Source organism: Pseudomonas sp. PA-5-4B (assembly GCF_021606215.1).
Taxonomy (GTDB): domain Bacteria; phylum Pseudomonadota; class Gammaproteobacteria; order Pseudomonadales; family Pseudomonadaceae; genus Aquipseudomonas; species Aquipseudomonas edaphica.
This window is the reverse complement of the sequence record NZ_WKDB01000038.1, coordinates 23,620-46,515: the sequence shown is the minus strand read 5'-3', so window position 1 is coordinate 46,515 and position 22,896 is coordinate 23,620. Positions and strand designations below refer to the sequence as shown.

The 22,896-nt window shown below is 62.7% G+C and carries 19 protein-coding genes and 1 pseudogene; 12 read left to right on the top strand and 8 right to left on the bottom strand.

Translation table 11 applies throughout. From position 1 onward, the window contains the following. Nucleotides 1-234: 234 nt before the first annotated feature. Nucleotides 235-1,242: pseudogene (locus tag GIW28_RS30840) on the bottom strand (PDC sensor domain-containing protein); the annotation flags it as partial. A 399-nt stretch (nt 1,243-1,641) separates the two neighbouring features. Beyond that, complete coding sequence (locus GIW28_RS19120; protein WP_236447977.1) at nt 1,642-3,138, bottom strand: MFS transporter; 1,497 nt, start codon at nt 3,136-3,138, stop codon at nt 1,642-1,644. A gap of 309 nt (nt 3,139-3,447) precedes the next feature. Here GIW28_RS19120 and GIW28_RS19115 point away from each other — a divergent pair, with 309 nt between their 5' ends. The 3 genes from GIW28_RS19115 to GIW28_RS19105 all read left to right on the top strand — a co-directional run bounded on the left by GIW28_RS19115 (nt 3,448) and on the right by GIW28_RS19105 (nt 7,776). Beyond that, on the top strand, nt 3,448-4,896 hold the full coding sequence (locus tag GIW28_RS19115; RefSeq protein WP_065873517.1) for an APC family permease: 1,449 nt from the start codon (nt 3,448-3,450) through the stop codon (nt 4,894-4,896). Nucleotides 4,897-4,978: 82 nt separating this feature from the next. Further along, on the top strand, nt 4,979-6,400 hold the full coding sequence (locus GIW28_RS19110) for an aldehyde dehydrogenase family protein (RefSeq protein WP_236447976.1): 1,422 nt from the start codon (nt 4,979-4,981) through the stop codon (nt 6,398-6,400). Nucleotides 6,401-6,453: 53 nt separating this feature from the next. Continuing rightward, nucleotides 6,454-7,776: an alginate export family protein gene (locus GIW28_RS19105; RefSeq protein WP_236490405.1), complete on the top strand. Its 1,323-nt coding sequence runs from the start codon at nt 6,454-6,456 to the stop codon at nt 7,774-7,776. A gap of 26 nt (nt 7,777-7,802) precedes the next feature. Here the strand turns inward: GIW28_RS19105 and GIW28_RS19100 are convergent, their stop codons facing one another. Further along, the gene (locus GIW28_RS19100; RefSeq protein WP_056858417.1) at nt 7,803-8,561 is read right to left on the bottom strand and encodes an IclR family transcriptional regulator; all 759 of its coding nucleotides are present in this window, start codon (nt 8,559-8,561) and stop codon (nt 7,803-7,805) included. 288 nt (nt 8,562-8,849) lie between these two features. On the opposite strand from GIW28_RS19100, the gene GIW28_RS19095 reads away from it, so the two are divergent. The 9 genes from GIW28_RS19095 to GIW28_RS19055 all read left to right on the top strand — a co-directional run bounded on the left by GIW28_RS19095 (nt 8,850) and on the right by GIW28_RS19055 (nt 18,419). Next, the gene (locus tag GIW28_RS19095) at nt 8,850-10,391 is read left to right on the top strand and encodes an acetolactate synthase large subunit (protein WP_236465570.1); all 1,542 of its coding nucleotides are present in this window, start codon (nt 8,850-8,852) and stop codon (nt 10,389-10,391) included. Nucleotides 10,392-10,402: 11 nt separating this feature from the next. Continuing rightward, entirely contained in the window at nt 10,403-11,893 is a 1,491-nt protein-coding gene (locus tag GIW28_RS19090) for an aldehyde dehydrogenase family protein (protein ID WP_065873513.1), read from the top strand. A 27-nt stretch (nt 11,894-11,920) separates the two neighbouring features. Beyond that, complete coding sequence (locus GIW28_RS19085) at nt 11,921-12,715, top strand: SDR family NAD(P)-dependent oxidoreductase (RefSeq protein ID WP_056858420.1); 795 nt, start codon at nt 11,921-11,923, stop codon at nt 12,713-12,715. A gap of 12 nt (nt 12,716-12,727) precedes the next feature. Then, entirely contained in the window at nt 12,728-13,768 is a 1,041-nt protein-coding gene (locus GIW28_RS19080) for a VPS10 domain-containing protein (protein ID WP_056858421.1), read from the top strand. Between the two features lie 11 nt (nt 13,769-13,779). After that, on the top strand, nt 13,780-14,238 hold the full coding sequence (locus GIW28_RS19075) for a VOC family protein (protein WP_056858422.1): 459 nt from the start codon (nt 13,780-13,782) through the stop codon (nt 14,236-14,238). Nucleotides 14,239-14,253: 15 nt separating this feature from the next. Further along, nucleotides 14,254-14,856, top strand: coding sequence for an amino acid synthesis family protein (locus tag GIW28_RS19070; protein WP_056858423.1), 603 nt, complete (start codon nt 14,254-14,256; stop codon nt 14,854-14,856). A 160-nt stretch (nt 14,857-15,016) separates the two neighbouring features. Further along, complete coding sequence (locus GIW28_RS19065; RefSeq protein WP_056858424.1) at nt 15,017-16,624, top strand: bifunctional 3-(3-hydroxy-phenyl)propionate/3-hydroxycinnamic acid hydroxylase; 1,608 nt, start codon at nt 15,017-15,019, stop codon at nt 16,622-16,624. Continuing rightward, nucleotides 16,621-17,427, top strand: coding sequence for a 2-keto-4-pentenoate hydratase (locus GIW28_RS19060; RefSeq protein ID WP_056858425.1), 807 nt, complete (start codon nt 16,621-16,623; stop codon nt 17,425-17,427). The genes GIW28_RS19065 and GIW28_RS19060 overlap by 4 nt, the downstream gene beginning before the upstream one ends. A 50-nt stretch (nt 17,428-17,477) precedes the next feature. Continuing rightward, a complete protein-coding gene (locus GIW28_RS19055; protein ID WP_065882047.1) occupies nt 17,478-18,419 on the top strand; it encodes a helix-turn-helix domain-containing protein in 942 nt (313 codons plus the stop codon). A gap of 49 nt (nt 18,420-18,468) precedes the next feature. On the opposite strand, the gene GIW28_RS19050 is transcribed toward GIW28_RS19055, so the two are convergent. The 5 genes from GIW28_RS19050 to GIW28_RS19025 all read right to left on the bottom strand — a co-directional run bounded on the left by GIW28_RS19050 (nt 18,469) and on the right by GIW28_RS19025 (nt 22,838). Next, complete coding sequence (locus GIW28_RS19050; RefSeq protein ID WP_056858426.1) at nt 18,469-19,380, bottom strand: ABC transporter six-transmembrane domain-containing protein; 912 nt, start codon at nt 19,378-19,380, stop codon at nt 18,469-18,471. Beyond that, on the bottom strand, nt 19,368-19,850 hold the full coding sequence (locus GIW28_RS19045; RefSeq protein WP_329606454.1) for a hypothetical protein: 483 nt from the start codon (nt 19,848-19,850) through the stop codon (nt 19,368-19,370). The genes GIW28_RS19050 and GIW28_RS19045 overlap by 13 nt, the downstream gene beginning before the upstream one ends. A 183-nt stretch (nt 19,851-20,033) precedes the next feature. Continuing rightward, the gene (locus tag GIW28_RS19035) at nt 20,034-21,125 is read right to left on the bottom strand and encodes an ATP-binding protein (RefSeq protein WP_056858427.1); all 1,092 of its coding nucleotides are present in this window, start codon (nt 21,123-21,125) and stop codon (nt 20,034-20,036) included. Next, entirely contained in the window at nt 21,122-21,844 is a 723-nt protein-coding gene (locus GIW28_RS19030; RefSeq protein ID WP_065873509.1) for a response regulator, read from the bottom strand. Before GIW28_RS19030 ends, GIW28_RS19035 begins: the two co-directional genes overlap by 4 nt. 166 nt (nt 21,845-22,010) lie before the next feature. Next, nucleotides 22,011-22,838: an AraC family transcriptional regulator gene (locus GIW28_RS19025; protein ID WP_056858429.1), complete on the bottom strand. Its 828-nt coding sequence runs from the start codon at nt 22,836-22,838 to the stop codon at nt 22,011-22,013. Nucleotides 22,839-22,896 lie beyond the last annotated feature (58 nt).

Here is a 22,896-nt window from a genome sequence, read left to right as displayed (position 1 = left end):
CCTCGACGCCTGGTCGGCACCGTGTGCCGCCTGGGCCGCATTCGAGGCGCTGTGGGCGACTTCATGGGCGGTGGCGCTCATTTCGTTGGACGCGGTTGCCAACTGGTCGATCTCGCGAAATTGCACCTGCATGCCTTCACTGGTCTGCCGCGAGATTTCCGAGGATTGGTCGGCGGTGCCGCGCGCATCGGTGATGCTCTGCTTGATCTGCGCGATGGTCGGTTGCAGTTTGTCGAGGAAACGGTTGAACCAGTTCACCAGTTCGCCCAGTTCATCTTTCTTGCTGTAGTGCAGGCGTTGGGTCAGGTCGCCGTCGCCGCTGGCAATTGCCTTGAGCATCTGCGCGACACTGTTGATCGGGCGCGTCACGCCGGAGGCGGTGAGCCAGATAAGCAGCAGGCCCAGCAACCCGGCGCCGATGGCCACCAGCAGCGACTCCAGCGTGTCGCGGGTTTGGGTCTGGTCAAGCAAGGCCTGAAGCGCGATCGAGTCGGCCAGCAAGACTTGTTTGGGCAAATCGATGACCACGCCCCACGCCGCCGCGTCGGGGATGGGCGCGACGGGGTAGACGGCACGGATCAAGTCATTCTCGGCCAGCACCGCCGGTTTTTTTTGCGCCACAGCCGCGAGTATCGTCTTGCCTTGCTCGCCCAACGTGACGTTGACCGGTTTGGCGACCTGGCCTGCGTCCTTGCTGTAGGCCGCGAGCACGCCGCTGTCGGACACAATCAGCATGCTGCCCGAGCCGTTGAACAGCGTCCGCTGGGCATCGCTCGCCGCCGCTTGCAGGGCGCCGAGTGCGAGGTCCACACCGAGGGTGCCGATGACCTTGCCATCGGCAATCAGCGGTGTCGACAGCGTGGTCATCAGTTGCACTTGCCCGGCCTGGGTATCGGCGTAAGGCGACAACAGGCAGGTGCGTCCTGTGTCTCGCGGGCAGGTGTACCAACTGTTATAGGGGGTGCCGCTGATGCTCAGCTCGGTCTTGTGCAAATCGGCTTCGGGAATAAGGATGTTCAACGATTCGCCGCCACCGCGGTTCCAGGCGCTGGAAAAGCGGCCCTTTTCATTGGAGGCGCGCGCCGCGTCATTGACGAACTCGCTGTCCTGGCCTTCCAGCGCGTTCGGTTCGAAAACCAGCCACAGCCCCAATATCTGCGGGTTGTGCTCGAAGGTTGTCTTCAGGCTCTGGTTCACTTCCTCGCGCAACGTCGCGGCCGGCAAGCCGCGTTGGGCGGCCATGTTCCGTAATTGGATCGTCTGGTCGGAGAGGGCGGTTATCAGCAACAGGTTGTTGCCAAAGGCGCGCTGCAAATTGCCCGCCTGTTCCGCGGCCTTGGCCAGCAGCAGGTTCTCGCCGCTGTCGGTCAGCATCTTGCTGCTGGACGTACCGATCAACCGGCTGTTCTGGTTGCCCTGGTAGAGGTTCATGCTGACGATCAGGCCGATCACGCCCAGAAGGCACAAGCCGGACAGCAAGATGATTTTCAAGCGGATGGAGAGCGTGTCGAGCATCGGAGTATCTCGCTAGTGAACAGCGTGCCGGTTGACCAGTCATTGGCCTGGGCCACTGGCTTTTTATTGGGTATGTCATATATCGGCCGGCCTTGGGGTTTTAACGAGCCCGGTTCGGTCATTTTTCTACGCTCGCGGCATGACCGCTGCTTGCCGGCCGGGCCGGACCCGCAGCGCCGCGATCAACAGCAGGGCTGCCAGTACCGCGAGTACGGCCACGAAGCCCGTATCGAACGCCGAACGGGCCACCCCTGTCAGGAGCGCCGCGTCATCGCTCGATAACGTTGCCGACACCAGCAGCGCGTCGTCCAGGCTCTCGAACGTCAGGGGATTGAGGCTCAACCGGGCTGGCATGCTCAAACTGGCGGACCAGGCATATATCGCCGACAACAGGCTGCCTGCCAGTGTCACGCCGGCGGCACCGCCCAGTTCGAAGGAGACTTCCTCGATGGACGCGGCCATGCCGGCCTTGTCCGTGGACACGCTGAGCATGATGGTGCTGGACGCCGCCGTCAGCGCCGCGCCCATGGCCATGCCCAGCAGGGCGAGGCTGACAATTTGCAGCGGTACCGCCGCGTTGTGCAGCAACAGGTACGCCAGCATGGCGGCCGCCGAGAACAGCAAGGTCCAGAACAGCATGCGCCGGTTGCCCAGGCGCGACAGGTAGTAGCCGGCCAGTGGCCCGGCCACGAAGGAACCCAGGGGCAGCGGCAGGATAAACAGTGCCGCTTGCAACGGTGACATCCCCAGTACCAATTGCAGACGCTGGCTGAACACCAGTTCCATGCCGATAAACGCGACGGCTGAAGCGACGGCCGCAATCACCGCATTCCTGAACAGCGGCATGGCGAACAGTGACAGTTCCAGCATCGGCTGTGCGACCCGGTGCTGACGTCGAATGAACAGCGTCAGGAACAACGCACCCAGCAGCAGCGCCACCAGCATGGCCGCGAAGGAGGGCGACCGCTTGCCGAGTTCCTTGACGGCATAGGCCAGGCTTATCAAACCGATCATCACCTGCAGCGACCCCAGCCAGTCCCAGTGCCGCTGCGCATTGCCCGGATGGTCGTGGATCAACAGCGTTCCGAGCAGCAGCGCCGCCAGCACAATCGGCACGTTTATCAGAAACACCGAGCCCCACCAGAAATGCTCCAGCAGCAAGCCGCCCACGACCGGACCGAGCGCCGCGCCGCCGGAGGCCACCGACGCCCACACACCAAAGGCCATGGCCTGTTCGCGTGCGTCGCTGAACGTCAGCCGGATCAGCGCCAGGGTGGCGGGCATCATCATCGCCGCGCCGACGGCCAGGCCACCTCGGGCGCCGATCAAGACATTGGCCGAGGGCGAGAAGGCCGCGATGAGCGAGAACAGGCCGAACACAACCAGCCCGCCGAGGAACAGACGCTTGTGCCCCAGGCGATCCCCGAGTGTGCCCATGCCCAGCAACAGGCCGGCGGCAATCAACGCGTAGATATTCAGGATCCAGAGCTTTTGCGAGGCTGTCGCGCCAAGCTCGCGGGTCAGGGTGGGTAAGGCGGTGTACAACACAGTCATGTCAATGACGATGAGTAGCAATGCGCTGGAAATAATGCCGAGGATCAGCCAGCGGCGCTTGGCGGACATAGGGTGCACTCGATAATTGAATGGCCGACGCCGGCAACTTCAGGCTCAGGCAGGCGTAGGGTGGGTGATGCTAGCTTGCACGACTGCAGGCCCGTAGCGTTATCCCAAATCGGCGGGGAGTGAATCGGGCCCTGACCTGTTTTGGGGCGCCGCCCGCGATGTTACCGATTTGGGATAGCGAGGTGTTCGTGGGCGGGCATAGCATCGAATACAGCGCCCAACCTCAACAATAAAAGCGCTACCCGGCACCGATAGCGCCTGGATCGGGGCTACCCCACAGCGACTGCCTCATACAATAAGGTCAAGAACATGAGCGTAACTCTCCCGGTCAACAGCTCCACGGAGCTCAAGCGTGGCGCCCTGGGTGTCGGCTTCATCATCTTCTTCGTTATTTCCGCGGCGAGTCCGCTCAGTGTGATCGCCGGCGGCTTCCCGATCGGCATCATGCTGGGCAACGGCGCGGGCACCCCGGCATTGCTGATCCTGGCCTTGCTGGTGCTGATGGCGTTCTCGGTGGGTTACACCACCATGTCGCGTCACGTTACCAACGCCGGCGGTTTCTACGCCTTTACCTCCCGGGGCCTGGGTGGCCTGGCCGGCGGTTCGGCGGCGGTGCTGGCGATGTTCGCCTACAACATCCTGCAGATCGCCTTGTATGGCATGTTCGGTGGCGTGGTCGCCGGCACCATGGAGAGCGTGGCGGGCGTGGTCTTGCCCTGGTGGGCCTATTCGCTGATGGCGATGGCCAGCATTGCGTTTCTCGGCTATCGCAAGATCGACCTCTCGGCGCGGGTCCTGTCGTTGGTGGTGATCGCCGAATACCTGGCGATCCTGATTCTCGACTTCGCCATCCTGAAGACCGGCGGCGACAGCGGCGTCAATCTCGACTCGTTCACCAGCCAGCATGTGTTCAGCGGCACTCCGTCCATCGGCCTGCTGTTCTGCTTTGCCGCCTTCATCGGCTTCGAGGCCACGACCATCTACGGCGAAGAGGCGAAAGACCCGCAGCGCACCATCCCGATTGCCACCTACAGCTCGGTGCTGCTGATCGGCGGGTTCTACGCGCTGTCGGTATGGTCGATGGTGGTGGGCGTGGGCGCGGACAAAATCGTGCCGATGCTGCTGGCCTTGCAAGACCCCACCACCTTTATCTACGGCATGTCCGATCACTTTGTCGGCCCGCAGCTGACCCAGGTCATCCGCGTGCTGTTCATGGTCAGCATCTACGCCGGACTGCTGGCGTTCCATAACGCCGCGGCGCGCTATTTCTACGCCATCGGCCGTGACGGCCTGCTGCACAGCGTGCTCGGCACCACCCACCGCGTGCACCAGAGCCCGCACATGGGGTCGGCCTTACAGAGCCTGATCGCGGCGGTGGTGGTGTTGATCTTCGCCGCGATGGACGCCGACCCGATTCTGCAACTGTTCGCCTGGTTCTCCAACCTGGCAACCCTGTGCGTGATCCTGCTGATGGCGATGACCTCAGTGGCGATCTGCGTGTATTTCCATCGGCATCCCGAGCACAAGGTCGGCTTGCTGCGCGGGCGCATTCTGCCAGTGCTCTCGTGCCTGGCGTTGCTGGGCGTGCTGGTGCTGGCGGTGGCGCATTTCGATGTGCTCACGGGAGCCAGCCAGCTCTTGTCCTACAGCTTGTGCGCAGTGATTCCCGCAGCCCTGCTGAGCGGCCTGTACCTCGCCATGCGCCTGCGCAAGGTGTCGCCGCAGCGGTTTATGGCCCTGGGCAGCCACAAGCTCTAAGGTCTGGATCGATACCTCTCTACTGTGAATTGTTCGCTTGCCACTGTCCGGCAAGGCTCGTCTGCGTTAAAGGAAATTGCATATGCACCCTTACAAGATGTTCATCAATGGCGTTGCGGTTGGCGGTGAAAGCGGCCAGTTCGACGTGATAAACCCGGCGACCGGCGCCGTATTCGCGCAATGCCCGGCCGGTTCGCTGTCGCAGCTGGACGAGGCGGTAGCCGCCGCCCAGGCGGCTTTCAAGACCTGGCGCCACAGCGCCCACGCTCTGCGCTGCGAGCGCCTCAATGCGATCGCCGATGACATCGAGCAGGACGCCGACGCCCTGGCTCGGCTGATCGTGCAGGAACAAGGCAAGCCCCTTGAACTGGCGTTTTCCGAAGTCATGGGCGCCGCCGCCTGGACCCGCTACGCGGCCGGGCAAGAGATTGCCGTGGAATTGGTGGAAGAGACCCCGACCCAGCGCGTCGAGCTGCATCGCAAGCCCCTGGGCGTGGTGGCTTCCATCACGCCGTGGAACTGGCCGTTCATGATTGCCGTGTGGCACATCATGCCGGCGCTGCGCGCGGGTAACTGCGTGATCAGCAAGCCGTCGAGCCTGACGCCGCTGAGTACGTTGCGCCTGGTTGAAATCATCGGGCGGCATGTGCCCCACGGCGTCATCAACTCCGTGACCGGCGAGCAGGGTTTCGGCAGCGCGATCACCTCGCACCCGGGGATCCAGAAGATTGTGTTCACGGGCTCCACCGCCACCGGCCAGAGCGTGATGCGCGGGGCCGCCACCAACCTCAAGCGCCTGACGCTCGAACTGGGTGGCAACGACGCGGCGATTGTCTTGCCTGGCACGCCGGTGGAGGAGGTGGTCGAAGAGATCTTCCAGGCCGCCTTCCTCAACATGGGCCAGACCTGCGCCGCACTCAAGCGCTTGTACATTCACGAATCCCAGTACCAGGCGTTTGCCGAGGCCCTGACGCGGATTGCCGAGCGCCAGGTGGTCGGTGATGGCCTGGAGCCCGGCGTCAACTTCGGCCCGGTGCAGAACCTTGATCAACTGCAACTGGTGGACGCCCTGATTGCCGATGCGCGGGCACACGGTGCGCGGGTGCTGTGTGGCGGCGCACGCCTGAATCGTCCTGGTTTCTTCTACCCGCCCACACTGGTGGCGGATGTGACCGATGGCCAGCGTCTGGTCGACGAGGAACAGTTCGGGCCGGTATTGCCGCTGATCGCTTATCAGGATGTCGAGGATGTGTTGCGCCGCGCCAATGCCGGCGACATGGGCCTGGGCGGTTCGGTCTGGGGCCCGGACGTTGAGCAGGCGCAGGCATTGGCCAGCCGTCTGGAGAGTGGCGTGGCCTGGGTCAACTGCCACGCGCGCATTCAGCCGAACACGCCGTTCGGCGGCAGCAAGATGTCCGGCTTCGGCGTCGAGTTCGGCCTGGAAGGGTTGCTGGAATTTACCGGCCAGCAGTTGCTGTTCGTCAACAAGCGCGCAGCCGAATAACGCCTCAACAACTAAGACAGCCTCTCAAAAGGCGCACCCAAGGAGCTTCGATCATGCGGTATCCCTCCACGTCATTTCTCAGCGGTACGTTGGCCTGTACGTTGACGCTTTGCGCCATCAGCCAGGCCCGGGCCTATGAGTTGTACAGCGATGAGAGCCGGCATCTGAATGCCGACATGACCGCCGTGTTCGGCATGTTCAACAGCCGCAAGAACTATGACGGCACGCCGGGCGGTTCGACCTGGCGCGAAGGTTTCATCAAGTATGGTTTGAGCGGCGACCAGTCCCTGGCCGGCAATGGCACCGCCTATGGCGCCTTCGCGCTCGTCAGTTCCGCGACCTGGGGTGACGGCGACCCGGCCGGCAATACCCTGGGCAGCGAACGCACCACCAAAATCGAAGATGCAAACCTGGGTTGGCGCTCCGGCGACCTGTTTCCGGCCCTGGGCAAGGATGGCGTGGACATTTCCGGCGGTCGCCAGGTGGTCAAGCTCGGCAGTGGCTTCCTGATCAACGACGACGGTCCGAACCTGGGCAAGGGCCCGGCCAATGGCACGATGAACCGTGGCGGTGCGTATTACCTGGCCACGCGGCACGCCTTCGATCAAACCGCGTTCCTGCGGCTGGGCGGCAAGGATGGTCTGCACGGCAGCCTGTTGTGGCTCAAGTCCGATAACCGCGCCCAGGCTGAAACCGAAGTGGCCGCCGGTACCCTGGATTACACCACCAAGCCGGGCACACTGGGCTTGACCTGGGTGCACGGCATCGATGTGAACGAACGCTGGGCCAGTGATTTTCAGCGCCAGCGCAAGGGCATGAATGTCTACAGCGTGCGCGGCGAAGGCGACGCAGGTCTGCCGAATGTCAGCCTGGCGTTCGAATATGCCTGGCAGGACAAGGACACCGGCCCCGAAAAAGCCTGGTACGGCGAAGCCGGCTATACCTTTGCCGATGTCGCCTGGGCGCCAAAGGTCAGCTACCGCTACACCCGCTACTCACAGCAGTGGGATTCGCTGTTCACCGGCTTGAGCACTGGCTATGGCACCTGGCTGCAGGGCGAAGTCGCGGGCAACTATGCCGGGCCGTTCAATAGCAACACCAGCATCCAGCACGTGGCCCTCAAGGCCACGCCTCTGGAAAACCTGACCCTGGGTGCGTTGTACTTCGACTTCGACACCGTACGCAAAAGCAATGCGCTGAACCTCAATGCTCGGGAGCTGGATGTATACGCCGAGTGGGCCGTCAACCCGCACCTGATCGTCACGCCGCTGATCGGCCTCTACAAGCCCAAGCAGGACGCCATCACGGGCGGCAACCAGGTCGCCGGCAACGGCACCAACGTTTACAGTCAGTTGACCATCGCCGTGCCGTTCTAGCCCACCGCAGCCGCCGCGCCTGAACCTCAGGATGCGGCGGCGCCCGGCGGATTGCGCAGGTTCTCGGCAATCCGGCGGGTGGTGTCCATGACCATTTCAATCACGGTTTCCTGGCGCAGCAGCTTGAAGCTCTGGGTGCTGCCGACGGCGGACAGGCTGCCGATCACCTCGTCGATATCCGGCTGGATGATGGGCGCGGCGATGCCGGTCAGGCCGAGGTTGAGTTCATCATGGGTCATGCAGTACCCATCCTTGCGAATCTTCTTTGTGGCCTTGGCAAAGCTGGCCCAGTCGTACGGGCTTTCCGGGTCGCTGGCCATATGCTCTTCGAACAGACGCTGCAGGCGTCGACCTTTCTGGAAAGCGATCAATACCTTGGACTGCGCGCCGCGAAAAAAGGGCAGCGGATGCCCGCGCCCGAAGGAGAAGTGATACGTGTCGGAGGGTTCGGCAATGTAGGTGTTGATGATGCGTCCGTCGTAGAAGACGCTGGCGAACACCGCCAGGCCGGTCTGCGCCGACAGCTCGTGCATCAACTCGCGCCCCGCCAGAAGGATGGGGTCGTACTGGCGCATCATCCAGTCCAGCTCGATCACGCGCGGCCCCAGGCCGTAGTGGCCGGCGTCCACGCGGGTCAGCAGGCCGGCGTCGCACAATTCCTTGACATAGCGATACGCGGTGGCGCGCGACAGGCCCATGCGCTCGGCGATGGTGTCCGGGTCGATCTTCAACGTCGCCGGACCGAACAGGTCCAGGACATTCAGCAATTTACTCAGGCTGCTCATTTCGTTCCTAGAGAAGGGATGGCATGCGGGTAAGCACTATAGGCGAAAACAGCGCAGATCCAATGCGGGAGCGGTCTTGCGCGTGAAAGCGGTGGGCCAGTGATGGAAGTTACTGACAAACCGCATTCGCGAGCAAGCCCGACCCTGCAGGTCGACAGGCTAAGCTTTTCAGATTTTAAATTCACTTAAATCTCAAATAAAGAGATTTCAGTAATTAAATTCTTGCTTGGTGAGATATATTGTGTGATAAATCTCAACAAAGAAAACGCTCAAGCAAGAGGGCTGACAATGAATGGTGCGCAACTGATAGTGAATGCGGCAGCGGCAAGCGGTATCGAGTACTGCTTCGCCAACCCCGGGACCACCGAGATTCCTCTGGTGGCCGCCATGGCCAGCGCACCTGCTCTCAAGCCGGTGTTGTCGCTGTTCGAAGGGGTCTGCACCGGCGCCGCTGACGGCTATGGCCGGATCGCCGGCAAGCCGGCAATGACCCTGACTCACTTGGGCCCGGGCTTTGCCAATGGCATCGCCAACCTGCATAACGCGCGTCGGGCCAATACGCCGATCGTCAACGTCATCGGCGATCACGCCTCCTGGCATGTCAACTACGATCCGCCCTTGGCCAGCGACATCCAGGCCTTGGCCGGTGCTGTCTCCGGCTGGGTGCGCACCTCGCGCACCGCGTCGGGAATCGGTGAGGATTTACAGGAAGCCGTGCGTGCGGCTTGGCAGGCCAAAGGCCAAATCGCCAGTTTGATTCTGCCCATGGACCTGCAGGCTCACGCAGTGACGCACAACGGTGTGTTCGCACCTCTGCGCGCACCGGTTCGCCGGTTTGCCAGTGACCGGATCGAAACCGTGGCGCAGGTATTGCGTGACGGCAAGCGGCTGGTGTTCATCGTCGGCGATGAGGGCTTATCAGTCGCGGGACTGGAAGCGGCGGGGCGCCTGGCGCAACTGCCCGGCGTGCGCCTGTTTGCCGAGACCTTTCCGCGCCTGAGTTACCGTGGCGGTGGCTTGCCGGACCTGGATCGCCTGCCGTATTTCCCGGAGGTGGCGATTGAAATTCTGGAGCAGTACGACCTGGTCATTTGTGCAGGCGTGCCCGAGCCCATCAGCTACTTTGGCTACGAAGGCATCCCGTCGCGCCTCGCCGAACGTGAACGTCTGCTGACGCTGGCCGAAGTCGGTGACGATGTTTCCGCCGCGCTGACGGCGTTGGCCGATGCCCTGAATGCACCGGCCTATGTGCCGACCCCGGAGGGTATCGAACTGCCACCCGGCCACGCCGAGCTGACGCCACAATCCATCGGCCAAGTGCTGGCCGCGTCACTGCCCGACGACAGCATCGTCTCGGTTGAGGGCGGCACCTGCGGCTATCCCTTTTTTACCGCCTCCGCCCGCGCCGCGCGGCATCGGGTATTGACTAATACCGGTGGCGCGATTGGCCAGGGGATTCCGGTGGGGTTCGGTGCCGCCTTGGCGGAACGCGGCAATAGCGTGTTCTGCCTGCAATCGGACGGCAGCGCCCAGTACACCATTCAAACCCTGTGGAGCATCGCCCGCGAGCAGTTGCCGGTGGTGATCCTGATTGCCGCCAACCATCGCTACGCGATTTTGCAGAACGAGCTGCGTCGTTTCGGCATGACCGAAATGGAGCCACAAGCCCTGCGCCTGACCGTGCTCGACAGCCCGCGTATTGACTGGAAGGCCCTGGCCAAAGGCTACGGGGTACCGGCCTGCACGGTACAGACCAATGCCGAACTGCAACGGGCGCTGGCCAATGCCAAGGCCGACCGTGGTCCTTGCCTGATCGAAATGGCGCTGTGAAGGAGTCGACCATGAACCTGCCCCCATTATTGCCTGCCGTCCAGGCGTTCCTGGATCAGCCCGGTCGCCTGTTCATCGGCGGCACCTGGCAGGACGCCGCCAGCGGTCGGCGCTTTGCCGTGCAAAACCCGGCCACCGAGCAGACCCTCACCGAAGTCGCCCAAGGCGATGCGCGCGATGTGGATGCAGCCGTCGCGGCTGCCCGCGCGGCCTTTAGCGGTGCCTGGGCCTTGCAGTCGCCGGCACAGCGCGGCCTGTTGCTGTTTCGCCTAGCCGATCTGCTGGACCAGCACCGCGAGGAACTGGCGCAGTTAATCACCCTGGAGAACGGCAAGCCGATTGCCAACGCGCGCGGTGAAGCGGCCAGCGCGGCGAACATCATTCGCTACTTCGCCGGCTGGCCAACCAAGATCGAGGGCAGCACGCTGCCCGTCTCGCCGGCCAGCGGCGCGCCGATGCTCAACTACACCTTGCGTGAACCGGTGGGTATCTGCGCGCTGATCGTGCCGTGGAATTTCCCGTTGACCATGTGCGTGTGGAAGCTCGGCCCGGCGCTGGCCACCGGTTGCGTGGCGGTGCTCAAGCCCGCCGAGCAGACACCGCTGATCGCGATCCGCCTGGTGCAACTGATCGAGGCCGCCGGCTTCCCGGCCGGGGTGGTCAACCTGATTACCGGCCTGGGCGCCGACACTGGCGCACCGCTGGCACAGCACCCGGACGTGGACAAGATCGCCTTTACCGGCTCGACCCAGGTCGGGCGGCTGATCGCCCAGGCGGCCACCAGCAACATGAAAAAGGTCTCGTTGGAACTGGGCGGCAAGTCCCCCAACATCATCTTGCCCGACGCCGACATCGTGCGTGCCGCCAAGGGCGCCGCCGATGGGATCTTCTACAACCAGGGCCAGGTGTGTACCGCCGGCTCGCGCCTGTATGTGCACGCCAGTGTGCTCGACCAGGTGCTCGAAGAGCTGCAGCGTCATGCCGCCGCGCATGTGCTCGGCAATGGCCTGGACCCGGCGAGCAGCATGGGCCCGCTGGTGTCCGCGCGGCAGTTGAACACCGTCAAGGGCTACCTGCAGCGGGGCCAGGAAGAGGGCGCCGAACTGATCTGCGGTGGCGGCCGTCCCGCGCACCTGGAGCATGGGCATTTCATTCAACCGAGCGTGTTCCTCGACCGTGCCGAACGCGCCTGCGTGGCCCGCGAAGAAATCTTCGGCCCGGTACTGACCGTCATGAGCTGGACCGAAATCGATGAACTGGTGTTGCGCGCCAACGATTCGCCGTATGGCCTCGCCGCTGGCCTGTGGACCCGCGACTTGCGTTCGGCGCACCGCGTGGCTGCACAGCTCAAGGCCGGCTCGGTATGGATCAACTGCTGGAACGTGGTCGATCCCTCTTCACCGTTCGGTGGCTACAAACAATCCGGCTGGGGTCGGGAAATGGGCAAGAACGTGATCGACGCCTACACCGAGACCAAAAGCGTGTTTGTCGATCTCGCCTGAACTGAATAATCACAAGAGGAAATGGCAATGGATCTGGAATTGAAAGGCCGCGTGGCGATCGTCACCGGCGGCGGCATGGGCATCGGCAAGGAAGTCGCGCGTTTTCTGTCCGAGGAAGGCTGCAAGGTTGTGATCTGCGCGCGCCGCATGGCGTTCCTGCAGCTGGCTGCCGAAGAAATCACGGCACAGACCGGCAACGAAGTGCTGCCGCTGTTCTGTGACACCAATGACATGAAGGCCGTGTCGGAGATGGTCGATGCTGCGTACAAGCATTTCGGCCGTATCGACATCCTCGTCAACGGTGCCGCGGCCCCGTCCGGCGTGGTGCGTAATGACATCGAACACGCCGGCGACGATGAACTGCTGTCGGACCTCAACACCAAGGTGATCGGCTATTTCCGTTGTGCCAAGGCCGTGACGCCGCACATGAAGGCCGCCGGCTTCGGTCGCATCATCAACATCGGCGGGCTTACCGGGCGCAGCAGCAAAGTGCTTTCGGGCATGCGCAACCTGGCAATCGCGCACATGACCAAGACCCTGTCCGACCAGTTGGGCCCATTGGGCATCACGGTCAACCTGATTCACCCCGGCGTCGTCGATACCCCGCATATCCAGGAGTTGTACGAGCGCGAAGCGGTCAAGCAAGGCAAGACCGCCGAACAGGTCGAGCAAGCCTATATCGACGCCACGCCGATTCGCCGCACCCTGGCACCGATTGAAATGGGCTGGCTGATCGGTTTCCTGGCCTCGCCGAAGGCCGGCGCGGTGACCGGTGAGTCCATCGGCATCGACGGCGGTTTGACCCGTGGCATCTATATCTGAGGAGGATCACAGATGAGTAACGGAACCCTTTTGGTGGCCACCGTCGGGCAGGCGGTGATCCGCAGCGCCGACGACGGCAAGACCTGGCATCGCCTGGGCCTGGGGCAGGACCTCGAGTTCGATGCGATCACCCGCTCCCTCAGCGTGCACCCCGACACGCCCGAGCGCATCTATGCCGGCACCGACGTGGGCTTGTGTGTCAGCCACGACACCGGTGGCCATTGGCAGCGTGTCGATTCGCCGTTCAACGGGCAGACGGTGTGGAAAGTCGCCGTCGACCCGCAGGACGCGCAACGGATTTTCGTCGGCACCGGCGCGCCTTCGCGCGCCGTGTTGTGGCGTACCCTGGACGGCGGCCTGAGCTGGGATCGCGCGCCGGTGGAAATCCCCGAGTTCTGCGACGGCGTCAGTCGCCCACGCCTGCTGGCCTTCGCCTATGACCCCAGCGACCGCAACCAGTTGTGGTTCGGCCTGGAGGAGGGCGGGTTGTTCCATTCCCGTGACGGCGGTGACACCTGGACCCGTGTCGATGACCGCCTGTTGTGGGACTACAACTCGGACATCCACAACATCGTGGTCCTGCCCAATCACGGCGAGAAAGTCATCGTGGTGGTGTGCGTGAACGCGGTCTACCGCAGCCTGGATGAAGGCCTGACCTGGACCGGTATCATCGGCCGCGAAGCCTTCGGTTTGTACTACCTGCGCGCCATGAACGCGCCGCTGGGCACGCAAAACGAGCTGTACCTGAGCATTTCCGACGGTACGCCAGGCACCACCAGCAAGATCCTCGTTTCCCGCGATGCCGCGCTCAGCTGGAACGTCTTGCCCCTGCCACAGCAGCCCAACTCCTGCGTCTGGGCGCTTGCCTTCAACCCGGCCAACCCGCGCCAGATCGTGGCGGGCACCAAGTACGGGCACTTGTTCACGTCCGACAACGGCGGTGATGGCTGGCAGAAGCACTGGCGTGAATTCAGTGAGATCGCCGATGTGCTGTGGACGCCCGCCGTGGCGCAGATCAAGGCCGGGCATCAATCCATCGTCAAGAAGAACTGAGGTAACCGGTGATGAAAGTCAAAATCCTTCGGACCCACATATCGCTGTTTGTGAGTGATCCTGATGTGTCGGCGCGCTGGTATGCCGACATCCTGGGCATGCACGAAAGTGCCCGGGGCGAAAGCTGGGTCATGATGGCGTTTGGCACCAAGCACCACGATATCGCCTTGATTCGTGCAGAACCCGGCGCCCACCAGGGCGGCCTGGGCCTGCAGCACTACGGATTGGAAATCGACGGTGATATGACCACCTTGCGCCAGCTCTACGGCATGTTGCTGGAGAAGGGCGTCGAGGTGGTGAAAATCACCGATCACGAAATCGGCAACGGCCTGTATTTCAACGACCCCGATTGCAATCGCATGGAATTCTTTCTCGAGACCGAGCATGACGATGCGTGCGGCAAGGCCCGCTTCAAGGCCGCCGGCGCGCCGAGTCGCAACATCACGCTTGACCCCCTTGACCCGCTTTGAACCGAGGTTTACCTGATGAAAACTGCAAATTTCGCCAGCTATCACATCCGCAAATGGTACAGCTTCGTTGAAGAAACCCTGGCCAACGAGACCGGTCAACTGGCCGATGGCGAGCCGTTGTTCAAGTATGCCGTGGCCGCGGTGATCGACAACCCGTATGCCGGGCGCTTCAGCCAGGACCTGGCGCAATTGGTCGAGCCGTCGCCGCTGTTGGGCGAAGAATTCGGCCGGCGCATCCAGGCACTCGCCGGCAGCCGTGAAATCATCAGCTACGGCAAGGCTATCCTGGTGGGCAGCGCAGGCGAGTACGAGCACGGTAACGCGCTGCTGACCAACCCGGCCGCCGATCCCATCCGCGTGGCCCTGGGCGGTGGCAAGTCGTGGGTGCCGTCCACCGGCAAGCGTGGCGGCCCAGGTTCGACCATCGACGTGCCGCTGGCGCACAAGGACGCGTTGTATGTGCGTTCGCACTATGACAGTTTCTCCCTGACCTTCGGCGACGGCCCTTCGCCGGATGAAATCGTCGTGATCTGGGCCTTCGCCACGCGCGGGCGTTTGCATGCGCGGTTGGGCGGCCTGAAAGCCGAAGAGGTCAAGGGCCTGGACGGCCTGCACTGAAAACACCCATGTAGGAGCGAGCTTGCTCGCGAAGAACGTTAACGATCACGCGTTCGTTCTGGATAAATGCAGTGCCTATGCGTTCTTCGCGAGCAAGCTCGCTCCAACAGAAATGCGCATGCCCGGACTCAACTCACAACAAGAAAAGCGGTGAATAGCGATGAAGCAGGAGAAGACCCAGGTTGTCATCGTGGGCGGTGGCCCCAACGGGATCACCGCCGCGCACTATATGGGGACATACGGCATCGACTGCGTCGTCCTCGAACTGGCCGACGGCATCCTGCCGTATCCCCGTGCCGTGGGCATGGACGATGAGGCGCTGCGCGTGCTGCAGGGCATCGGCATCGCCGACCTGGCGGTGCGCGACATGATCTGCGATGTACCGCTGCGTTATTACAATGCGCGCGGCGTGTGCTTCGCCGAGGTCAAGCCGAGCACCGCGCATTATGGCTGGCCGATGCGCAATATCTTCATGCAGCAGCTGCTTGAAGGCACCCTGCGCGAACACCTCGGCCAGCACCCCTGCGTCGAGTTGCGCCAGGGCCACGAATTGTTCGAACTCGAGCAGGACGCAGAGGGCGTGACCCTGCAGGTGCGCGATGCCCACGGTGAGCTTTACCAGCTCCGGGCGGACTACGTGATCGGTGCCGATGGCGGGCGCTCCACGGTGCGCAAGCAACTCGGCGTCGAGCTGCTCGGGCTGACCCATCCGCGTAAATGGGTGGTGGTCGACACCGCCAACGACACCCTCGATGCGCCCTTTACCGCGCTGCATGCCGACCCGCAGCGGCCCTTCGTGTGCATCTACCTGCCATACCAGCAGCGCCGCTGGGAATTCATGCTGATGGAAGGCGAGGACGAAGCGAAAATGTGCGAAGAAGCGACGATTCGCCAGTTGATCCACGGGCATATCGGCGATGCCGTGAACGACCTCAATATCATCCGTATCCGTGCCTATACCCACCACTCGCGGGTCGCGGCGCGGTTTGTCGAAGGGCGTGTGGCGCTGGTGGGCGACGCCGCGCATATTTCCCCGCCGTGGGCCGGGCAGGGCCTCAACTCCGGCCTGCGCGACGTGGCCAACGTGGCCTGGAAACTGGCGGCGATCATCCAGGGTCGCGCGGCGCCGTCGATCCTCGCCAGTTACGACCAGGAGCGGCGTGGTCACGCAACCGAGCTGGTGTCCCTGGCCGACAACATGGGCGCGGTACTCGGCCTGACCAACCCGTTGATGGCCGGTGTGCGCGACTGGCTGTTCCAGGCCGTCAACACTGTGGATAACCTGCGCTCGCACTTGCTGGAATTCAAGTTCAAACCCAAGGCCACCATCACCAAGGGCCTGGTCCACCATGAACGGGCCGAGTTGCGTGAGGATGATCTGGTCGGGCAGTTGTTCATCCAGCCGAATATCGAAGACGCCCAGGGCCAGCGTCGGCGCCTCGATGAGGTGCTCGGCAATGGCTACGCCGTACTGGGTTATCGGGTGAACCCGCGCGACCACCTCAGTGAGCCGATGGCCGAGTATTGGGCGCGGTGGGAGACACGTTTCATCCAGGTCAATCGCTCGCGCAGCGGCGTGGGGCGCAACCAGCCGTTGACAGCCAACGCGGCCTTGAGTGTGGAGGACGTGGATAACCGCCTCGGCCAATGGTTCTCCAAGGTGCGCGACTGCATCGTTGTAGTGCGTCCGGACCGTTTCGTCGCGGCGATCACCACCCCTGAGCGGCTTGACGGCGTGCTGCGCAAGCTGGCGGCGCAACTGTCATGAGCAGCGCTGACGAGTTAACCGGCCAACTGCACGAGGCCGGGCGCAGCGCCCGGGCCATCGCGCCGTTGTCGCCCGAGGCGCTGGACAAACAGCAAGGCTATGCGCTGCTGCGCCAGGGTTTGGCGCAGCGCCTGGCAGGCGGCGAGCACCTGAGCGGCTGGAAGGTGGCCTTCGCCGGGCGCGCGGCGCAGGCGCGTTTTGGCCTCGACGAACCGGTATATGGCGCGCTTACGTCGGCCATGGTGGTCGCGCCGGGCAGCACGGTGTCGTTGGCGCGGCTGATCCAGCCCAAGCTCGAGGTTGAACTGGCGCTGGTGTTCGGGCGCACGCTGGTGCCGGGCGACTACAGTGATGCGCAGATTCTGGCAGCGATTGCCGAGGTGGCCCTGGCCTTTGAAATCGCCGATTGCCGCTGGCAGGGTTGGACATTCGGGCTGGGCGCGTTCCTGGCCGATAACGCTGCCGCCGGGCTTTACTGTGTCGGGCCGCGGGTGCCATTCGATGCGGCGCGGCATGCCTGCGTGGAATATCGCCTGGAGCATGCGGGCGCGCTGCTGGGCAGCGGCAATACCCAGGCACGCGAGGACAGCCCGCTGTTCAATCTCTGCTGGCTGGTGCGGCGCCTGTTGGCGGACGGTCATCCCGTGGCGGCCGGGCAGGTTGTGCTGTCCGGCGCGTTACTGGCACCGCTGGAGATACAAACGGGCGCTTATCGTCTGCAGATGCTTGGCACGGAACTGGCTTTGGATTTCCACGCCGGCCCCGCGCCTGCGCAAACGCCCGCTACCGTTATGGATGACTGAGCCCCCTTCAGGCCAAAAAACAAGCATCAGGCCGCCGAGGAATGACCAACATGCTCGCCGAAGTCCGCACCTTCAATGACTCTCAACAGCACGCCGGCTCGATCCAGGGCTGGCAGCAGGTCTATGACCAGCTCGGTCGCGGCTGCCTGACCAGTGAGCTGCGCCAGCTGTCCGGCGATCGCTTCCAGATCTTCCAGGAAGTGCTGGACAAGCGTGTGGTGCAGCATGGCCGCTCGCCCAAGGGCCGCTTGTGCGCGGCCATGTCACTGGGCAGCCCGCCGGTGGTGCAGGGCCAGCAGGTGGGGGCCGAGAGCGTGGTGCTGTTGCGGGACGGCGAGGAATTTGTGCTGCATGCACCGCAGGGCACACATTTCTTCGCCTTGAATGTGGACGCGTTGCGCTTTGCCAGACTGGCGGCGGTCGAGTTGTCCGGCGAGCAGCTCAAGCGTTTGACCAGCGTCTCGGCGCTCAGCGTGGATGAAGCGTTACTGTTGCGCATTCGCCAGCGTATCCATCCACTGTTTCGTCACTTTTTGGAACACGCCGACACGATCAGCCCGGCGGCGGAGAAGATGCTCGAGGATGAATTGCTCGGTGCGTTCCTTGATCTGTTCACCCACGCCGGCGATGAAGTGCGTGGCCGGCGTGGCAACTTCGCGGTCAGTGCGTATCTGGTCAGGCGCAGCCAGGAATTAATCATCGCCAGTGGCGATACCCCGTTGAGCATTCTTGACCTGTGCGAGCAACTGCGCGTGAGCCGCAGGACCTTGCAGAACAGTTTCCAGGCGGTGACCGACATGCGCCCGGTCGAGTACTTGCGCAATTTGCGCCTGAATGCGGTGCGCCGTCGACTGATCGCGACGTCCGCGAGCGAAAAAAACGTCGGCGAGATTGCTGTGGCCATGGGTTTTTTCCACCTGAGCCACTTCGCGACGCATTATCGCGAGCTGTTTGGCGAGTCGCCTTCGGAAACGCGCAGGGCGTCTTGCTGATGCTCCAAGGATCTGATGCACTGCAATCCAAATGTGGGTTCGGCGTGAGTTATCGGTCCAGGCCGGGGTCCACGCGTTTGCCGATGTCCTTGAGCCGCGCCAGTTGATCGATCATCGAGGGCGCTTCGTCCAGGCAACTGACGAAGGTCCACAAATAGGTCATCACCGCGTAGATGTGCCCGGCTTTTATCTGCGGTGCCAGGGCCAGTTGCGTAATCGCGACGACGAACAGCAGCGCCGCCAGCAGGCCAATGGACAGGAAGGCAATGGCCTCGCGGTCGGATAAGCCGATGCGCAGGCGCGACAGCAGGTGATAGTGACGGCGCAGGGTGTGTGCGCCGACTTTTTCCACCAGGCCGATCTCTTTTTCCAGGCGATTGTTCAAGCGCTCGTGCAAGCGCTGGTTGCGCCGCGCAAAGCCAGGCATGAACGTGACGCACAGCAACAGCGCGAGCAGGCACGCCAGGCCGACCCAGGGCTCGATCACCAGCAGCATCGCCGCCGCGCCGACGATCGACACCAGTGCGGTGGCGATGGTTGGTACGTGCTTTTCGAAAAAATCGACGAAATCCCGCGCCAGCACCACGCGCGCCGCTGCCCTGGAGGTGCTGTGGCGTTGCAGGCGCTGGTTGAGAATCACCGGTACCGCAAGGTCGGCGTAGATGCGCGTGAAGGTGCGCGTATCCAGGGCCCGGCGGGCCGCGCCGACCACCCAGAAACCGAGCACGACGGCGGCGTACCACACGGCACTGCCGGCATCGCCACGAATGATCGAGTCGACGGCAAACCCGGCGAACAGCGGATAGGCCAGCAGCAAGGCGTTTTCCAGCGCGACCAGCGACAAGGTGCCGGACAGTTTGCCGGGGTAGGCCCTGGCGATAGCCTTGAGGGTCTGGCTGGCGGATTGCTGCCCCAGCTTTTTACTTTCTTCGAGCAGAATCGGCGGCGTTACGGCTGGCATGGGGCGCCTGTGGGGTACGTGTTGCGTTGATAAATGTCACGGGTGACGTCGAGCAGGTAACGCACTTCGTCGGTCATCAGTAACAGATCAATCTGGACTTCTTCGACAATGATTTCCGCGGTAATCAATATACAAATAGCCGGGGCGATGACCAGCCAGTGGTAGTACGACAGTGTCACTAATGAAACGCACACGCCGATTAACCATAACGCCAAGACACTTTGCGGGGCGTACTTCTGCAGGGGAATCCAGAAGCGTTGCAACTTTCTCAATTTAAACTTGTAGAGCGAAAGTGACGCTTCCAGTTGTTTAAGGTCGATAGCGTTGCGAGCTGAATGCTGTGTCGGCATAACAGTTATCCACGTGAGAACGTTAAACATCAGAGCCAAGCAGGCGACAATGCGGCTATTCTCTGTCCCGGCGCTCATGGCCTGGCAGCGTTTGGCTGAGCCAGGCGAGATTGACTTCACTGACTTCCATCCATTCGCCCCTGGCGGGAATCCTTTCGCAACTCATGAAAGCAATACAACGTCCGTGTGTGTCCAGTAAGGCAAAGTGGCGGTATTTTCTTGCCCGCTTGAACAGGCCAATACACAAACGCATGCCATCACCTTGGTGGGTATTCATATACAGCGGGTTTGTTTCAGCGGGTATCAGGTCTGGGCAGTGAAACGTGATGCTGCGGGCCAACTGAGTTCAAACAATGTGCCGCTGTTTATCAATGTTCGACACGTCACCGCGCCGCCGTGGGCGATGGCTATCGCGCGCACCACCGCAAGACCCAGTCCACTGCCGCCCTGGGCGCGCGAGCGTGAACTCTCGCCACGCTGGAACGCCTCGAAAATATGCTCGGCGAACGCCGCATCGATCCCCGGACCTTCATCCGCGACCCTCAGGAAGTGACCGCGCTCGTCACTGCCCAATTCAATGCTGACAGTGCCCGGCGTGGCATGCCGGCGAATATTGTCGAGCAGCGCCAGCAAGCCCTGGCGGATGCGACCGGGGTCGCAGTAGACGGGGCCCTTGCGCAGGTTCAGCTGCAGGCTAAAGCCGGCGCTGTTCAAGCTCGGCTCGAACAGCCGCGCTTCGGCTTCCAGTGCGTCGGCCAGTTCCACCTCACTGAGTGCCAGGACCAGGTGGCCGTTATCGCCCATGCCTACCACGCGCAGGTCTTCGACCAGGCGGGTCAAGCCTTCGACCTGGCCGAGCAGGCTGTAGAACTGCGCGGTGTCCGGCTCGAAAACGCCCTCGGCCAACCCCTGCAGGCGGCCGCGCAGGATCGTCAGCGGGGTGCGCAGTTCATGGGCAATGGCGGCATTCCAGAAGGCTTGCTCCTCGGCCATGTGTTTGAGTCGATTCGCCATGCTATTAAAGTCATCCACCAACAGAGCGGCTTCGCCCAGGGAAAGATCGGGCGCCACGGCGCGTGCATCCAGGTCGCCGGCAGCCAGGCTGCGCAGGCTCGTTGCCACCGAATTGAGCGGCATCAGAATGCGCTTGGACAACTTGACCGCCATCGCCACGCCCAAGCTCAGGCTGACGCAGGTAATCAGGCTCATCCACAGCCATTCCACGCCACTGGGCAGCCATTCATCCGCTTCCAATTCCAGCTGCGTGGGCGGCGACAGGCTCCAGAGCACGGCGTAGAACACATAGGAGCCCACGACCGCGAGCGCAATCACGCACAGGACCACAGCCGACATCGACAAAATGATCTGCCGGCTCAAACTGTTGGGCACTCTCATGCCTGGCTCCCGAACCGGTAGCCGACGCCACGGATGCTGGTTGGTACGCCGTGCAGGCCGAGGTCTTCGATCTTGCGGCGCAACTTGCTGATATGGCTGTCGACGGTACGTTCCAGGCTGTCGCTCTCCGGCGAGCAGAGCACCAGCAGTTCGGCACGGCTGAACACGCGGCGCGGTGCCTTGGCCAGCTGTGCGAGCAGGTTGAATTCGGTCACCGTGAGGTGCAACGGCTGTTTTCGCGTGCCGATGTAGACGTTCACTTCATGGCTGTCGATGTCGATTTCAAAGGCGTCGACGCGCACCACGCTGTGGCCGGCGCCGCGGTCACCGCAACGGCGCAGCACCGCCTGGATCCTGGCGATGACTTCCGCCGGGTTGAAGGGTTTGACGATGTAATCGTCCGCGCCGATGCGCAGGCCCATCAGCTTGTCCATGTCCTGGTCGTGTGCCGTCAGCATGATTACCGGTGTATTGCCGCGATGACGCAATTCCGCCAGCACCATCCAGCCGTCCAGCTTGGGCATCATCACGTCGAGCAGCACCAGGTCGGGCTTGAGCTGTTGATGCAGTTCCAGCGCGCGCCGTCCGTCCTGCGCATGCGCGGTGCGAAAACCGGCGCGCTTGAGGTAGGCCGTGAGGATATCGGCGATTTCCGGCTCGTCTTCGGCGATCAGCACCAGCGCCTGGTTGGCGGGCGATGCGAGGAGTGATTCAGTCATGGTCTGCTCGTTCGATGTGCGGTGTTGCGGGTCAATGCGCTAAACATGCACTGTTTTCCAGCAACGGAGTGAATGATGCACCGCAAGCATGCACGTTCAGCGAAGGGTTTGTGGAGAATTGATGGAGAGGCGAATTATTGTTTTCGCAGCCCGGGGGGGCGGGCGCTCAGGCGAAGCGGATGCGCTCGTTGTAGGCGCTCTGCAGCATTTTGCGCTGGTAATCGCAGGGCGTGGTACTGACCAGCTTCTTGAAGTCGCGCAGGAAGTGCGACTGATCGGAAAAGCCCAGGTCCAGGGCCAGTTCCGAGAACGATACATCGTGCCGGGTATTCAGGCTTTCCAGCGCCGCCTGGCAGCGAATGATCCGGCAGAACGTCTTGGGCGAGAGGCCGGTGTCCTGGCTGAACTGGCGGTGAATGGTACGGCTGGTGTAGCCGCTGAGGTCTTCCAGGTGCTGGATGCGCAGGTCGCCGCGATGGGCCAGCGTCTGCTGGATGACCATCGCGGTGAGCTTCGAGGTACGGCCCATCAGGCGCGGGGCGAGATAGTCGTTGAACAGCTTGATCTGGTCCTGCAGCAACGGGGCGTTGACGATGCTTTCGAAAATGCGCTGGGCGAACGCCGACACTTGCAGCAGGTCCCATTCCTGTTCGGTCAGGTCCTCGGCCATCACATTGATGAAGCCCGGAATCACCCCCGGCGCAAAGCGCACGCCGAAATAATGATGGCCCTGCAGCAGTTCGACCCGCTGGGCCTCCAGCGGGGTGCCGCAGATCCTCACGCTGGGACGCGTTGCGTCGCAGTCGAACACGATGTCCACGCAGCCGTCCGGCACCGCCAGCAGGTCAGCCGAGTGGACGACATCGAAGGCGTAGAAATGCGAAATCGCCGGGTGTTCGGAGGGCATGACCGAATACCGAGATGAGTTGAGTACGAACCAGGGTTGTTCGTAAGCAGTGTGCTGCCGCAGGGTCGGTGAACACAGGTTGAGCATGACCGGACCTTCAGGTGGATATATGCGGGAATATTCACGCATTTTTCACGCCAACTCC